We start from the raw sequence: 14,536 nt of genomic DNA, 5'->3' as shown, positions 1-14,536 counted from the left end.
TGATGATTCAATATATTTAAATCTATCGATGCGTGTGCGCGGAGATTTCAGAGTTTTTTCGGAGGCGGTCCCTGCAGATAGGCGAACAGATCCTGCAGTTCCTGCTCGCTGAGTTGTTTGAGGATTTTTTCGGGCATCAGTGAGACGGGGGAATCGTGGATCTCTTCGATGTCGTCCCGTCGGATGGTGGTCAGTTCGTTTTTGTTGTTGGCGATGCGGATCTGCTCGGGTTCGTCCGATTTAATAATGCCGGTGACAACACGTCCGTCACGGGTAATGACGATCGAGGCCACATACTCTTTGCGGACGAATTGATTGGGATCAATGATGCTCTCCAGCAGGTAATTTAAATCGCTCCGATTGGCGGTGGTGAGGTCGGGGCCCAACTTGTTGCCAGTGCCATGCAGTTGATGACAGGTGCCGCACTGTTTCTGGAACAGCTGGCTGCCGCGCTGGGCATTTCCCGGATGTTTCAACAGAAAACGGACGCGGCGGATCTCGGTGATCTTGTGCTGTGAATCGCTCTGGTTGATCTGGCCCCAGTGCTTCGCGGTCAGTTCGCTGATGGTTTTGTTTCCCAGACTGTTGAGTGTTGTCAGTTCCTGCAGATCGAGATCGCCTGCCGGCAGCTTTCCCTCATCGACCTGTCTAAGAAACGCAAGTGCCCAGGGCTGGCGGGTGAAGAGGACGCGACGGGCCTGGGTTTGTGAAGAAGCATCGTAGTCGGGATATGATTTGAGCAGCGCCTGGCTGATGCGGTCATCGGCATAACGGGACAGAACGAGCATGGCCTGCTGCCTGAGTGTTGCGGGTTGAACGGGCTGCAGCAGTGGTAGCAGGGGGGCGATGACTGTTTCGTTGCCGAACTGCTGCAGGAACTTGAGCATTGTGGTGCGCTGGGCTAGTGGCAGATCCTCATTGACGACAATTTCGAGTGCCTGCTGCAGGACGGCGGGATTGCCGAGTCGGGCGTTGAGTTGCATGAGCACGAGGTCTTCGGGATGGGCCTGCCATTGCGTGGCGAGTTGCTCCGCGAGTTCGTCTGGCACCTGGTCTGGTTTGAGTTGTCTCTGTCCCGAGAGTGCCAGTCCGGCGTCGAGGTCCTGCAGCAGTTCAGCCTGTTGTGACTCTGGAGCGGCCGCCAGCAATCGTTGACAGACCTGGAGTGTCCGCGGTGTGGCAGCGGCAGCGTAGCGTTTCATCATGCGTGGTTGAATGACCTGACTGACAAAGGGCTGCTGCCAGGCTGCGGATGTCACGAACCGTTGTTCGATTTCATCGATGGCGGTGAGGGCCTGTTTTTCAATGGCCCACCAGAGTTGTAACGGAATAAAGGGATCGGCCTGGTCGAGGTTCCGGTTCAGAATGTGCGCTGTGATGGCCAGCGCAGGATCAGCGGGGAGCCGGGCGGCGGTGGAAGCGAGCTGGCTACGGACCTGGGGACTGGCGTCGGTTTGGGCGAGCTGAATTAAGCGTTGGGCGATGTCAGGAGAAACGGTGCGTCGATCGCCCAGCAGCCGAATGGTCCAACTGCGGACCGAGGGGTTCGCATGTTGAAGCATTTGCACTACGGTTGTTTCATCGAGTTCGTCGAGTGACGCGAGCGTCCAGAGCAGTTGCAGTGTCTGGTGGTCGCTCTTTTTTTCTGTCAGAAGTCTTTTGAGCGTGTCTGGAACCTGGGGATCTTTGCGGTTAATCAGTTCACGGCGGGCAGCGCGGACGTACCATTCATTGGGCTGTTGTAAAAGTTCGATCAGGCGCTCGCTGCTTAAATCATGGACTTGGAGTGTCGGTTCCAGTTTTCTGCCTTGGGGTTTAAGGCGGTAGATGCGTCCGTTACTGCGGTCCCAGTCAGCGTCGGGATTGGGATGGGCAGTGCGTTTGTCGTGCCAGTCCGTGAAGTAAACCGCTCCCGCGGGGCCGACGGTCAGATCGGTGGGGGCGAACCAGCTGTCGTTGGCCTGGACCAGCGTGCCTCCGTGCTCAGTACGAAATGTGGTGCCGCCGGGGATCAGGTTGTGATACTGGATTTCATGGCCCAGCAGATTGCCGCTGATGTACTTGCCGCGCAGTGCCTCGGGAAACAGGAGCCCCTGGTAGATGGTGCCTCCCACGGTGACGTGTCCCCCTTTGAAATTCTGGTGGGGCGCATGATCGAAATAACCGAAGGTATAGGGATTCCGCAGCGGGCCGTGCTTGGAGAACTGTTTCCAGTAGTAGCCTTCCTGGACGATGTGCAGCAGGACGAAGCCGCCCAGATTGGTACTCGCCAGTAGATTGCCCTGGCGGTCGAAGTCGAGCCCCCACATGTTGCCGCCCCCTTCGGCGAAGAGCTCAAATTCTTTCGTGCGGGGGTGATATCGCCAGATGGCCTGCACGAATTTGACGCCGCGAATCCGGGCGGTGACGGTGCTCCCCTGGCAGCCGTAGAGCCAGCCGTCCGGTCCCCAGGTCAGTGAATTCGCGACGGCACTCGCGTCATCCATGCCGAAGCCTTTGAGCAGCACATCGGGATTTCCATCAGGCTTGTCATCCCGGTTGCGGTCCGGATAGAAGAGCAGGTAGGGCGCCTGCAAAACATAGACGCCACCATTCCCGAGAGCAAAACCGGAGGCGAGATTCAAGCCGTCCACGAAGTCGTATGCCTGGTCGAAGCGTCCGTCGTGATCGGTGTCTTCCAGGATCGTCAGTCGGTCGGCGCCCCGGGGACCATGCGGCGGAGGCTCGGGAACCCGGTCGTATTGAGAGCGGGTGTGTTGATCGACCTTGACTCGCTTCAGACCGGCGGGGTTGGGGTACTGCAGATACTGAATGACCCAGAGTCGGCCCCGGTCGTCGAAGTCAATGGAGACCGGCTGTCTGACTAGTGGTTCGGAGGCGACCAGTTCCACTTCAAATTCTGAGGCGACCGTCATCTGTTTCACCGATTCTGAGGGCGCAAAGCCCTGGGCGAAGAGACCGGTGGTGCTCAAACTGGCCAGTAATAGAGCGAAGATGTGGTAGCAAAGCCGGGAAACGCAACGGGATCTCTCTGGAAGCAGCTGAAGCATCTCTGAGTCTCCAGAAATGATAAGGACTGGTCACAAGATCGCTTTGTGGTGTTACTTATCCTGCACAATGCTGAACCGCATTACAAGAGCGGAGCTCAAACGAAGAACAGAAGATCATGGATGCGCCGGCTGCGGAGGCTGTTTTTTGCATGGAAATTCTGATTTCGGGGGTCGGCAACTTGCGGGTTGAGACTAAAGTTAAGCGTCTACAATTGTTCCAGGGAGAAAAACCGTGTTGAAGATTCTGTTTCTGCTGCAGCTGGTATCAACATTTTATATGGTGGGCCTGATCTGGTTCGTGCAGGTGGCCCATTACCCGGTGTTTGCGCTGGTGGGGCGCAATGAATTCATCACCTTCCAGACGGCGCATCAGCTGCGGACCACGCTGGTGGTGGGACCGATGATGTTGATTGAAGCCTTCAGCACGATTGCCCTGGTTTACTGGGCACCCGCAGGCTTCACTCCGCTGGAGGCCTGGAGCGGAGTCGGGCTGCTGTTCGTGGTCTGGTTCTCGACCGCCCTGTTGCAGGTCCCCCGGCATCATAAGCTGATCCAGGGATACGACAGCCACCAGATCCGACTGCTGGTGGCGACCAACTGGGTCCGCACGCTGGCCTGGACGGGGCGTGGCGTCCTGCTGGCCGGCTATCTGCTGCGGGTGCTTCCGGGACAGATGGCCGGTTAAGTTCATCAATTCGGCAGCATGGGTGAGAACGAACTTACCGTGGCGGAGCCCCCAGAGACAGTGAGCAGCGCCGACTCGGGGACCTCTTCCCAGTGGCTGGTCAGTTCGTCTAAAGGTTCGGAAACAACGATGGTGGCGTCGTCGGGCAGGGGTGCGTAAGTTCCGTCGATTTCGTGCAGGGCATGCAGGTGCGAACTGTGATAGAGCGTGCGCGACTGATGATTGCTGGAATAGCGGATCGCCCAGAGCTGTTCTCCATTGGTCGCGCAGGCACTGACGAAGAGTGGAACTTCGATCCCCGCGGCTTTGCGGACCCGTTCTACATGACCGATCGCACGAGCCAGGGCGGCGGGAGGATCGTCACGCAGGCCGAACGTCAGCGCGAGGAAGAACAGCGTTTCGGAATCGGTGGAACCTTCAATGAATGGGAACAGTTCAGGGTCGACGTCGAACAGGAGTTGTCGCTTGAGAGAGCGGAACGCGGGGATTGAACCGTTGTGCTGAAAGAGCCAGTTATCGAAGCTGAAAGGATGCGAGTTCGTATTCTGGACGGCGGTGCCGGTCGAAGCGCGGACGTGTGCCAGGAAGAGCCGCGAGCGGATGTGGTCGGCCAGGTGGCGGAAGTTAGCATCGTTCCAGGCGGGATGAGTATCGCGGTAGAGCCCCGGTGTGGGATCGTCGCCATACCAGCCGACCCCGAAGCCGTCGCCGTTGAGGGCTTCGACGTTTTGCGTCGCGTGCCGACTCTGGTCGATGAGTGAATGATTGGGACGGGTGAGCAGGGCACTCAGTTGCAGAGGCGATCCGGTATAAGCCAGCCAGCGACACATGGGCGACGACTCCTATTCAGAGATCAGGAACGGTTGATGTTCAGGCAGTGATTGTAACAGAAACGTCACGCCTGCTGTCAATTTTTCAGGAACCGTGCTGCTCCTACATCGCAGGGAATGTCAAATACGCGATTTCATCAGGACGGCGAGAAGAGCAAGCTGCTTAATTCGGTGTGTCTTCAGTCCAGAGGCTTGAGGATCACAGGTGTATGAATCTGGAAACACACTGGTCAGTGGGGAATCAAGATGTTAATCTTGAAGCTGGATCTGATTTAGGATCCTCGACTCCCCCATTCTGAGATTCAATCTATTCGCATCGGTACAGGACACCGGGAAGCACTGTCGACGATGGTCTTCACGTCATGTCTGGCAGACATGGTTTCTGCGCCGATCGTTATTCGAACCAGAAAGGAAGTCCGATGTCTCGCAATGTTTCAGAACAGTTGCTGGAGATTCTCGTTGAAGCCGGTGTGACCCAGGTGTTTGGTGTGATCGGTGATGCCTTGAATGCGTTTGCCCAGGCGATTCACAAGCACGATGAAGTCGAATGGATCGGTGTCCGGCACGAGGGGAACGCGAGTTATGCCGCGTTTGCCCAGGCCGAGTTGAGTGGAAACCTGGCAGTCTGCGCGGGAACCGTGGGACCTGGTGCGCTGCATTTAATCAACGGCCTGTATAATGCAAAGCGGGAACGCAGTCCCGTGCTGGCGGTGACGGGGCAGGTGCCCGTTGGGCAGATCGGCACCGGATTTCACCAGGAAGTCGATCTGACGAAAATTTACGACGATGTCTGTGATTTTCAGGCCGTGATTCGTTCTCCCGAGGAAGCACCACGCTTGATTCAGCGGGCGATCCGGGAGGCGCTCAGTAACGGTTCGGTGAGCCGGATCGAGCTGCCGGCCGATATCGCAGAGATGGCATGCGAGGGGGATGACTATCTCCAGCCGCTGTTCCGTTCCCGGGCTGCGCTGGTTCCCGATGATGCGCAGGTGCAGCAACTGGCGGAACTGATTCGCACGCACCAGGGGAAGCGGATCTCCATTCTGGCGGGGGCAGGTTGTCGACTGGCGCGGGACGAAGTGATTGCACTGGCCGACAAGTTGCAGGCACCGATTACCCATTCGTTACGCGCCTGTGATATCTTCGACCATGACTGCCCGCATGTGGCGGGGCTGACGGGACTGATTGGAAATCCGTCGGGATATCATGCGGTGATGAATACGGACCTGCTGTTGATGCTGGGGACCGACTTCCCTTACACCGAGTATCTGCCGCACGACTGCACCGTGGTGCAGATCGACAGCAGCCTGCCTCGGATCGGCAATCGCGTCGGGGTGGACCTGGGGATTCATGCAGATGTCAAAGCGGCTTTGCAGCAACTTTTGCCCCAGGTCGAATCGCAGGGGGCTTCTGAATTTCATGATAAAATTACAGGCAGCTTCGAAGACTGGCGGCGGGAGATGCGACAGGCTGCGGATCCCTCTCGCGATCATGAACCGCTGCATCCGCAGATTTTTGCCCGCTTCATCAATGAACACGCGAGTGACGATGCGATCTTCGTGGTGGATACGGGAACGATTACCGTCTGGGCGTCGCGGTACATCTCGTTTCATTCAGATCGACGGATGATTGGTTCGTTCAACCATGGTTCAATGGCCGTCGGTCTACCCGCGGCACTGGGAGCCCAGTTGCTGTTTCCGCAGCGGGAAGTCTGGGCGCTGGTGGGGGACGGAGCATTCACGATGGCGATGCAGGACTGGCTGACGATTGCGAATCGCGGATTGCCGATCAAAATGCTGGTGCTGCACAATTCGAGCCTGGATCTGGTCAAGCTGGAGATGGAAGTGGCCGGCATCGTCCCCGAGAAAGATGTGCTCGAGATCGATGTGCCTGACCTGGCCGATTATTCCCGCTGGTGCGGGGCCGAGGGCGTGCGTGTCGAACACGCCGGGGATATTGAAGCGGCGATTCAGAGGGCGAAACAGTCGTCGGGCCCGTTCCTGATCGATGCCGTGGTCACCAATGGCGAACTGTCGATGCCGCCTAAGATTAAGATGGAGCAGGCGGTGGGTATGGCCGAGAGCAAAGCCAAACAGGCATGGATGGCGCTGAGTGGCGATCAGGTACAGTGGAATAACATTAAGGAAGAACTGGCGGCCTACTTTGACAGCAGCGACGATTAAACGGGGAAGTGACTGATAACGGGTCGCTCGGTTTTCCGGGGATCGCATTTGCTTTCAAATGAGAGGACAGTATACTGACCAGTGGCACGCGGGTTGAAAAGCCGGTCTTCCGGGATCGGGATGTTAACCTGATTGGGAAGACCGACGGTCTTCACTCAAATTTGTTAACCGCTGATCTGACTCGAGGAGCCTCTCATGCGAGTGCGTGCGTCCCTGCTGTGCCTGTGTTTTCTTATGCTTCTGTCCGGTATTCTCTCTGCGGAAGAACCGGCTCACATTGGTTCGCGGCGCGAACTGTTCATTGACGACTGGATGATCGGCAGTCTCGACGGTGCCCGCCAGGAACTGCATCACCCGGTACCCCAGGAGATCGCGATCACCTATGATGCCCCGGCGGAAGGGAACATCAGCTATTATGTCCGCATTTTGAAAGATGGCGACCTGTACCGCATGTATTATCGCGGCGCGCATCACGACTGGAGCAAAGGCAAGGTCACGCATGAGGTCGTCTGCTATGCCGAGAGCGACGATGCGATTCACTGGAGAAAGCCGGACCTGGGGCTGTTTGAATTCAACGGTTCGAAGCAGAATAACATTGTCTGGATGGGGATCGGTGCGCACAATTTCTCGCCGTTCCTGGATACGAATCCCACGTGCAAGGCCGATGAGAAGTATAAGTCCCTGGGACGGGGTAAGGGGGGCCTGTATGCGTTCGCCTCCGCTGACGGGATTCACTGGCAATTGCTGAAAGACAAGCCGGTGATTACGAAGGGGGCCTTTGATTCACAGAACCTGGCGTTCTGGGATGAGCACCGTCAGGAGTATGTCGATTTTCATCGCGGCTTCACAAATAAGGTGCGGGCGATTATGACCTGCACTTCGGATGATTTTGTGAACTGGACGCCGCCGAAGTTCATCGATATTAAAAACTCTCCGCCGCAGCATCTCTATACGAATGCGACGATTGCCTATCCCCGGGCACCGCATCTGTTCCTGGCGTTTCCCAAGCGGTTCGTGCCGAGTCGCAAGGCGGCCTGGCACCCGGATCCGAAAAACAATCATTCCGGCGTGAGTGACGGCGTACTGATGACGAGCCGGGACGGCATGCACTGGAACCGCTGGGACGAAGCGTTTCTCCGTCCCGGGCAGAACCGGGAACGCTGGTGGCAACGGAATAACCACATTGCCTGGGGCATCACCACGACGCCGAGCCCGCTGCCCGGTCACGTGCCGGAACTGTCGCTGTATGCGATTGAGAACTACTACGTCGGTCCCTGCCGACTGCGACGGTTCACGCTGCGTCAGGACGGTTTTGTGTCGATCAACGCACCGTTTACCGGCGGCGAGATGACGACACGGCTGATTACCTTCGATGGTCCCCAGGGAAAAGAAAAAACGCCGGTCGAACTGGAACTGAATCTGGCCACTTCAGCGGCCGGCAGCGTGAAATGTGAACTGCTGGATGAGAAAGGCCAGCCGCTCCCCGGCTTCAGCCTGAAAGAAAGCGAAGAATTCTACGGCGACGAACTGGACCATGTGATGACCTGGAAAGGGAAGAGCGATGTGAGCCAGTTTGCTGGAAAGCCGATCCGCCTGCGGTTTGTGCTGAAGGATGCGGATTTGTATTCGCTGCGGTTTCGGAATGGGGAGTGAGTTGGAGGTAAGTCGTCATAACATCAATTCAGGTAAAACCTCATCGAAGATGGTTCCTGATATGATTTTGACTCTAACGCCCAGAATTTTCTCAGCGTTTCACTTACACGGAAGAGTATCTCGGAGAAGCACAGTCAAAAGAGTTTTCCGTTCGGCTCAACAAAGCAGAGTGTGTGGTGATCGCTATGTGAATTGCGCCAGGCAGAATTCAGTTGAGACGAAAATGAAATTGAAGGGAGATTATCTGCCATGTCTGAACCTGTACACCTCTCAGAAACAGAGCTGGTGAGTCTGCAGAAGATACTGGCTATTGAAGATCTGGAATCGCAGAAGCGAATGGCGTATCCGTTCTGGGGGTTGGCTGGTATTACGTTTTTGATCTCGCAGGTGGCACTTTTCTGGGATCCACTGGTTTGTATCGCCTTGATGCCGGTGGCGTTTGCGATGCTCATGCTGGGGATGGCCCGCCTGGGCTATTATCGACTTTACCGGATGCTTCATCATCAAAAGGAGGTGTTCGAGGGAACGGGCACTATAGCGAGGAATGAGTGATGACAGGACTGGAACTGATAAAGTTTCTTCTTCCAAAACGTATTTATGTAAAGGGCATTTCATGAGACAGATACTTGCAAGGAACAGACTCGTTCCAGGTAGCCCGTTTCTCGGTTTCGTATTCTCTTGTCTGTTGATCTCTGTAAATGCCCCATTATTTGCAGAGAGCGATGCACGGCTCCAGACGGTGATTGAAGTACTGCGCGAGAATGAGGCGTTGTATGACAACCTGGAAGTCCATTGGCATGAGAGCTACCGTAAGAAGTATTATCCCGAAGTGGAGAAAGCTGACGTTCCCCAGTCTGCTGACATCGAAGGTCACTGGATCTCTCAGCAGGGAATGTTTTATCTGAACTATGAAGGGCAGCGCACCGGGCCTCCGGCTGCTCCCGGGAAAACCGGGATTCATGATCAGAAAGGATTTGATGGCGCACAGACCCGCTTCCTGCAGTTGGGACACAACTATGTCGGAAAGATCATCAAAGGTCCGGCTTATGACTATCGGGGATTTCAGCCGCATTTGATTCCGCTCCGGTGGGCCCGTTATGTCGTGCCTTTAGCTACCATTTTAGAGGGGCGAGAAGCCATCTTGTCGCATTCTCGTGGAAGGCAAGGCAATCTGTCTCAGGACCTGTTTCCGACAGCATCTTACATCGCAGAGGAAAAACTGAATGGTTTGCGATGTATCAAGATCAGTCTTGCGCACGTCAGAAATGAAGGAACGTCTGCGAAGAGAACGTCTGCCAGACGCGACTTTTGGCTGGCTATCGACCGAAACTATCTTCCGATCAAAACGGAAAGTTATAACTATTTCTATTCGAAAGAGATTCCGATTGAGACAGCGGAACTCGCCGATCTTCAGGAGATAGAGCCGGGGATCTGGTTTCCTTTTACCAGTTCGATCACTGTACTGGACGGGATTAAACTGCGGGAGGACAACTCTCCTGTTGTCTCCTGGAAACGAGAATACAAAGTGTCGCAGGTCTCATTGAAACCTGAATATGATGTGAATTTCTTCCGAAAGATTACACTTCCGGATGGCACGCCCATCGATGAAGGGAACTGAGGTTATCCGGAAACTCAGTTAATTTCTCACTGCACGCTTATAGACCGCCATTGTTCCCGAGTAGGAGACGAGTTCCCAACCGTCGGCACCCTGTTCGTTTAAAAACTGTTCGAGTGCGGTTTTGATGCCTGCATTCGAGATGTTGCCGGCTGTTTCCAACTCCCCTAATTTCACGCTGGCATCCGCGATTTTGTATTCCCAGGTGGGGGCAGATTTCACAGCCGCTGCCTGTGCGACGGGGGGAGGAGTTTGTGAAAAGAGTATCGCAGTGCAGATGATGAGGGCAAGTGCTGTGAACAGGATGCGGTGAGATGTCATTGGAATATCTCCTGAAACCAAAGTGAACGCTGATCGTGACTGAAGGACAAAATACGGAATTTCTTTCTGTCTTACACTAGCATTGTTTTGTATAGTGTCAACCAGGCGCTGAAACCGGTTGGCCTGGCAGGCCGACTCAGGGGAGAGATATCGAAGACATTCTGTGTCGGTAGGACACATACTTAATGACCGGGCCAGGGGGAAACGCGATGGGACTGTTTGATTTTCTGAAACGCGAACCGGAACCGACGCCCGACGATGAAGGCCCCTCGCCGCACTATGTGTTTGCGCATTATGCCTTGCGACAGATTGCGCTGGCGGAACCGCTGCAGTTGCTGGCGATCGCAGCTTCGCCCGATGCCGGTTCCTTTATGGAGGCTTTACTGAAGGATGTGGTCGAGCAGTGTGGACGTGAGGCTGGGTTTGATGCTGCGGAAATCAAATTGCATCCACTCCGGTTGAACGACTATCCCTGCGTGGTGATTGAGATGCCGGAACCCCAGGAAGCCGCGGAAGCGTACATGATGGCCGTGCTGGTGACCATCGATCTGGCTGCGGACCCGCCCCCCGATCCGGATCAGGTGACGGCCCATTATTATACGCTGGAAAAAAGCGTCTCCCTGCCTGACGGTCCCCGGACCGTACTGGCGGGATGGGACAAACAGCGTCATATGAACTTTGGCGAAGGCCCCGAACCCACGGTGGAAGCCTTTGTGGAAGCACTCAGCGAGCGGGACTGAGGTGAGCTGAATTCAGGCGGAGCGGGAGATCTTTTTGTCTTCTGCAATCAATCGCAGGAGAAAGCTCCGGTCAATCTTAATGCTTATTGAAGTGTCAGCAGTGCCTGTTGCAGTTCGCTGGTTGTCTGAAAGCGGTTTTGAGGCGTTGGGGAGAGACAGCGTTTGACGATTCGGGCTATAGGGGCCTGTTGCTGCTTTACTCCGGTCAGCTTGAATGGGGATGCGGGTAGCGTGCCGGTGATCAGAGTCCAGAGCAGCACACCCAGGCTGAAAATGTCGGTTGTGGGTGCAGGCAAACTCTGGCGATTGAGGATTTCCGGGGCGAGATATCCTGCGGTACCACCGATGCTGTTGACTGGTGTGGTGCTGCCTGCAATCAGATAAGCGAAACCGAAATCCGTTACTCGAATGTTGCCCCGTTGATCACGCAGGATGTTCGCGGGTTTGAGGTCACAATGAATGATGCCCTGGTCGTGTGCATAACCGATGGCGTCAGAGACGTGAAGAATGATGCTGACCGCTTCAGTGATGGTAAAAGGGCCGGTTTCCAGTTGCGATTGCAGATCGACGCCGTCAATATAGTCCATCACCATGAAGTAGCCCCCGTGGGGGAATCGTCCCAGGCCCTCGACGTGTACGAGATGCGGGTGCTGTAACTTCGTGAGTACCTGTGCCTCCTTGACGAACTGCGAGACGGCACGTCTGTCGGACTGGCGTTTTTTATGCAGTGCCTTGATGGCGACTTTCTGTTGTGTCCCTTTCACTCTGGCACGAAATACCTTGCCCATGCCACCTGATCCGAGTAACTGTTCGAGCACGTAATCCTCATAGCGCAGGGGGGCAGCGTATTCCTCTGCGGGGGGCTGAGAGTCAGCCTCGGGCGTGTTGTGATGCAACAAGCGTTGTTCCAGCTTATTGCGGGCATTTGCCAGCAGACGCCGGACGGTTCTCTCTGATTTCCCGATGGTGCTGCTGATCTCTGCATTCTCCTGTCCCTGGAGGCTGGCCGTGAGGACGAGTCGTTCTTCCGGAGGCAGGTCCTGGATGAGCAGGCTTAATTCTTCGATGATCGCGACGACCTCTGACGGCGCAGGTTCGGGAACGGTTGCAGTCGCGAGAATGCTGTCTGGAGGTACTTCATGATTAATGCTTCTCTTTCCCGCCGTGTGCTTTTCAATCTGACCATAGAGCTTATGCAGCGTGATACCTGCCAGTAGACGCCAGAGGTCCCCCGTCTTTTGCAACTGGTACTCTCCGACCCGGGCATGCACGAAAAAACTGCGATAAGCGGACTGGATGATGTCTTCGGGATCGATTCGACGACGGAGCCTGGCCCCGATACGGCTCCGCGCCAGTGCGATGAGCCGTGCGACGTAACGGTCAAACAGGGCCGTCGCTGCTTCGTTCTCGCCTGCCTGGTAGATCTCCAGCAGTTGTTGTGAATTCAATTTCGACACTCTGGAATACGCCTTCACTCTGTTCAGATACGTTGCAGGGGGACATGGGGAAAAATTTGGAAATTCTGGCAGATTCTTTGACCAATCTTACCGGTAAATCGGATGCACCCCCAGAGGAGAGACTCCTGACTGCCTCTCTAAGTTCGAATTATTTCTTTTGAAAGGACCTGAAATGGCGTTCGTTGTGACCGCTCCCTGTGTGGGATGCAAAGACACAAGCTGCGTTCTCGCTTGCCCCTGCGACTGCTTTCACGAGGGGGAGCAGATGCTCTACATCGATCCGGAAGAGTGCATTGATTGCGATGCGTGCCGGGCGGAATGTCCCGTGGATGCGATTTTTTTTGAAGATGATGTCCCGGAGCCGTGGCAGAGTTTTATTCAGCTTAATGCCGAGATGGTAACGCAAACTCCTGCGATCACGGAGAAAAAAACGCATTTAAAGTGAAGGGGGGAGAGTTGCTGTTTATCATCTTCTTTAGATCAACATTCAAGCTATTCTCAACCATGTGTTTTACCAGTTCAGAGAAGGATCCCGGGAATCAGAATGACAGAGCTTACTCCCGCTTAAGAGGCGTAACAAAAGCGTTATCGGGGGTCTGGTTTTCCGGCGGTGCGTTGCCAATAAAGCCTGGTCGTGAGGGGGCAGGAGAGACATTGGGTGGTTTTGCGAATGCTTCGACGTTGCCGATTTCCAGCAGCCAACTGTCATTACCTCGGCTCACGTTTAATGAGTATTCATGCAGATGACCGTCAACTGCTGTGCCATACCAACTGATTGAGTCAAAGCCCGTCGGTACATTTTCGTAGAGCGTTCCCTTCCAGGTTTCCCCGACGTCGGTGACCAGGTTCTGATACATCGGGTTGTGGCGGCGTTCTGGAATACAAAATGTCCTGATGTCATCCAGCGACCAGCGGGCTTCGAGTGCAGAGGTGACTTCCGCGGAGGAGGTCAACTTCGGCTGAGTCTCCGTTGTCACAGCGGAGGTCTCGTTGGTCGGTGGTTCAGGGGACGCCGGTCTGCAGCCCCAGACCGTGAGCAGTAATGCCAGATTCAGCATAAGCTGGCACATGTTTCGCTTCCGGAACATCGGATTGCTTTCTGAATTCGCTTCTTAAAGACTGCTTCCCGCTGAAACTGGCTGATAAATCCCCGTTGAAAACTGATGGAAACCTTGGAAAGTCTGCCTGCTTCATTTAGGATGGGGACTGTATTTCTGTTTATTTTTACACAGGCGTTCTATTATCACAATCGATCGGATTCAGAAATGTTCTCTTCCATCAATCGTCATATTCTCATACCAGCTTGCGTGATTGCCTGGTTGACCCTGATATCTGCAGGTGGCGAACCTGGGTCAGGCAGGCGAGGGCGAACGGATTGACGGCACAGCCGTCTGCATGAAAATACTTCATCGCCGGCAGGTGCGTCAACATTTCAAAATGTCTGCTTGTGAATTTGTCGCCCCGAAATGAGACGAACGCGGGTTTTGCTCCAGACTCCCAGTCACCGTCGAGCCGGATGATTTCCTGGCGAATCAGGTTTTCGGTAACGGTCAGTTTTCCATACGGAGGCGGGGCCGCTGCGAAAGCATTTACGGCAATTGACATGATGGCGATGAATACGATCTTGCGTTGCATCATTCTCTCCTGTGATGTGTCGTTCAGTGCCCGGGATACGAATGCGACTGGTTTAAAAATCTTCGCTGGCAGACCATACGAAATCGTTCTCCTGATATCCGCTGTCGGGGCTCTGCTCACGCGCGTCGGCTACATAATGTTTCAGCAAATCTTCGAGGGCTGACTGTATAGAGTCACCCAGGCCTGATAAACATTCAGGGGAACCTGAAGCCGGATTCCAACGATGCAGGTTTGGTACCGCCAGGAAATCGTTGTTTGCGCGGTCCAGAACTTTTACTTTCATCTTCGGAACAGGAAACAACTCAGGATCGAGCCAGACTTCGAAATACGCGGCTACTGTGTCGATTCGAGCAATACCATCCATAGA

General features: G+C 55.0%; 14 protein-coding genes. 7 read left to right on the top strand and 7 right to left on the bottom strand.

What is annotated here, in order from left to right:
• Window positions 1–47: 47 nt before the first annotated feature.
• Complete coding sequence (locus FYZ48_RS00485) at window positions 48–3,050, bottom strand: PVC-type heme-binding CxxCH protein (protein ID WP_149336440.1); 3,003 nt, start codon at window positions 3,048–3,050, stop codon at window positions 48–50.
• A gap of 232 nt (window positions 3,051–3,282) precedes the next feature.
• Between FYZ48_RS00485 and FYZ48_RS00480 the strand changes: the two genes are divergently transcribed.
• A complete protein-coding gene (locus FYZ48_RS00480; RefSeq protein WP_149336438.1) occupies window positions 3,283–3,735 on the top strand; it encodes a hypothetical protein in 453 nt (150 codons plus the stop codon).
• Between the two features lie 5 nt (window positions 3,736–3,740).
• Here FYZ48_RS00480 and FYZ48_RS00475 read toward each other — a convergent pair whose 3' ends face one another.
• Window positions 3,741–4,565 (bottom strand): class II glutamine amidotransferase, encoded by an 825-nt coding sequence (locus tag FYZ48_RS00475; RefSeq protein ID WP_149336436.1) that lies wholly within the window; start codon window positions 4,563–4,565, stop codon window positions 3,741–3,743.
• A 419-nt stretch (window positions 4,566–4,984) separates the two neighbouring features.
• On the opposite strand from FYZ48_RS00475, the gene FYZ48_RS00470 reads away from it, so the two are divergent.
• The 4 genes from FYZ48_RS00470 to FYZ48_RS00455 all read left to right on the top strand — a co-directional run bounded on the left by FYZ48_RS00470 (window position 4,985) and on the right by FYZ48_RS00455 (window position 10,019).
• Window positions 4,985–6,748 carry a thiamine pyrophosphate-dependent enzyme gene (locus tag FYZ48_RS00470; RefSeq protein WP_187781805.1) on the top strand — a complete coding sequence of 588 codons (1,764 nt, stop codon included), beginning with the start codon at window positions 4,985–4,987 and terminating at the stop codon, window positions 6,746–6,748.
• 195 nt (window positions 6,749–6,943) lie between these two features.
• Window positions 6,944–8,401, top strand: a complete 1,458-nt coding sequence (locus FYZ48_RS00465) for a hypothetical protein (protein ID WP_242022280.1) — start codon at window positions 6,944–6,946, stop codon at window positions 8,399–8,401.
• Between the two features lie 249 nt (window positions 8,402–8,650).
• On the top strand, window positions 8,651–8,953 hold the full coding sequence (locus FYZ48_RS00460; RefSeq protein ID WP_149336432.1) for a hypothetical protein: 303 nt from the start codon (window positions 8,651–8,653) through the stop codon (window positions 8,951–8,953).
• Between the two features lie 187 nt (window positions 8,954–9,140).
• Entirely contained in the window at window positions 9,141–10,019 is an 879-nt protein-coding gene (locus FYZ48_RS00455) for an outer membrane lipoprotein-sorting protein (protein ID WP_149336430.1), read from the top strand.
• A gap of 18 nt (window positions 10,020–10,037) precedes the next feature.
• Here the strand turns inward: FYZ48_RS00455 and FYZ48_RS29125 are convergent, their stop codons facing one another.
• Window positions 10,038–10,337, bottom strand: a complete 300-nt coding sequence (locus FYZ48_RS29125) for a DUF4177 domain-containing protein (protein ID WP_187781804.1) — start codon at window positions 10,335–10,337, stop codon at window positions 10,038–10,040.
• 209 nt (window positions 10,338–10,546) lie between these two features.
• On the opposite strand from FYZ48_RS29125, the gene FYZ48_RS00445 reads away from it, so the two are divergent.
• Window positions 10,547–11,077 (top strand): hypothetical protein, encoded by a 531-nt coding sequence (locus tag FYZ48_RS00445; protein WP_145439784.1) that lies wholly within the window; start codon window positions 10,547–10,549, stop codon window positions 11,075–11,077.
• A gap of 83 nt (window positions 11,078–11,160) precedes the next feature.
• On the opposite strand, the gene FYZ48_RS00440 is transcribed toward FYZ48_RS00445, so the two are convergent.
• Window positions 11,161–12,534 carry a sigma-70 family RNA polymerase sigma factor gene (locus FYZ48_RS00440; RefSeq protein WP_149336426.1) on the bottom strand — a complete coding sequence of 458 codons (1,374 nt, stop codon included), beginning with the start codon at window positions 12,532–12,534 and terminating at the stop codon, window positions 11,161–11,163.
• A gap of 265 nt (window positions 12,535–12,799) precedes the next feature.
• Between FYZ48_RS00440 and FYZ48_RS00435 the strand changes: the two genes are divergently transcribed.
• Window positions 12,800–12,979 carry a ferredoxin family protein gene (locus tag FYZ48_RS00435; protein WP_242022279.1) on the top strand — a complete coding sequence of 60 codons (180 nt, stop codon included), beginning with the start codon at window positions 12,800–12,802 and terminating at the stop codon, window positions 12,977–12,979.
• Between the two features lie 109 nt (window positions 12,980–13,088).
• Here FYZ48_RS00435 and FYZ48_RS00430 read toward each other — a convergent pair whose 3' ends face one another.
• The 3 genes from FYZ48_RS00430 to FYZ48_RS00420 all read right to left on the bottom strand — a co-directional run bounded on the left by FYZ48_RS00430 (window position 13,089) and on the right by FYZ48_RS00420 (window position 14,533).
• On the bottom strand, window positions 13,089–13,604 hold the full coding sequence (locus tag FYZ48_RS00430; RefSeq protein ID WP_149336422.1) for a hypothetical protein: 516 nt from the start codon (window positions 13,602–13,604) through the stop codon (window positions 13,089–13,091).
• A gap of 223 nt (window positions 13,605–13,827) precedes the next feature.
• Window positions 13,828–14,169 (bottom strand): hypothetical protein, encoded by a 342-nt coding sequence (locus FYZ48_RS00425; RefSeq protein WP_149336420.1) that lies wholly within the window; start codon window positions 14,167–14,169, stop codon window positions 13,828–13,830.
• Window positions 14,170–14,221: 52 nt separating this feature from the next.
• Window positions 14,222–14,533 (bottom strand): hypothetical protein, encoded by a 312-nt coding sequence (locus tag FYZ48_RS00420; protein ID WP_149336418.1) that lies wholly within the window; start codon window positions 14,531–14,533, stop codon window positions 14,222–14,224.
• Window positions 14,534–14,536 lie beyond the last annotated feature (3 nt).

The organism is Gimesia chilikensis, from assembly GCF_008329715.1.
GTDB classification, from domain to species: Bacteria; Planctomycetota; Planctomycetia; order Planctomycetales; family Planctomycetaceae; genus Gimesia; species Gimesia chilikensis.
The sequence above is the reverse complement of the archived record's forward strand: the minus strand, read 5'-3'. Positions and strand labels throughout refer to the sequence as shown.

Coding starts and splice junctions, on each gene's coding strand:
- FYZ48_RS00475 (WP_149336436.1), bottom strand. CDS start 4,565: ATGTGTCGCTGGCTGGCTTATACCGGATCGCCTCTGCAACTGAGTGCC.
- FYZ48_RS00420 (WP_149336418.1), bottom strand. CDS start 14,533: ATGGATGGTATTGCTCGAATCGACACAGTAGCCGCGTATTTCGAAGTC.
- FYZ48_RS00485 (WP_149336440.1), bottom strand. CDS start 3,050: ATGCTTCAGCTGCTTCCAGAGAGATCCCGTTGCGTTTCCCGGCTTTGC.
- FYZ48_RS29125 (WP_187781804.1), bottom strand. CDS start 10,337: ATGACATCTCACCGCATCCTGTTCACAGCACTTGCCCTCATCATCTGC.
- FYZ48_RS00435 (WP_242022279.1), top strand. CDS start 12,800: ATGCTCTACATCGATCCGGAAGAGTGCATTGATTGCGATGCGTGCCGG.
- FYZ48_RS00470 (WP_187781805.1), top strand. CDS start 4,985: ATGTCTCGCAATGTTTCAGAACAGTTGCTGGAGATTCTCGTTGAAGCC.
- FYZ48_RS00425 (WP_149336420.1), bottom strand. CDS start 14,169: ATGCAACGCAAGATCGTATTCATCGCCATCATGTCAATTGCCGTAAAT.
- FYZ48_RS00430 (WP_149336422.1), bottom strand. CDS start 13,604: ATGTGCCAGCTTATGCTGAATCTGGCATTACTGCTCACGGTCTGGGGC.
- FYZ48_RS00465 (WP_242022280.1), top strand. CDS start 6,944: ATGCGAGTGCGTGCGTCCCTGCTGTGCCTGTGTTTTCTTATGCTTCTG.
- FYZ48_RS00460 (WP_149336432.1), top strand. CDS start 8,651: ATGTCTGAACCTGTACACCTCTCAGAAACAGAGCTGGTGAGTCTGCAG.
- FYZ48_RS00445 (WP_145439784.1), top strand. CDS start 10,547: ATGGGACTGTTTGATTTTCTGAAACGCGAACCGGAACCGACGCCCGAC.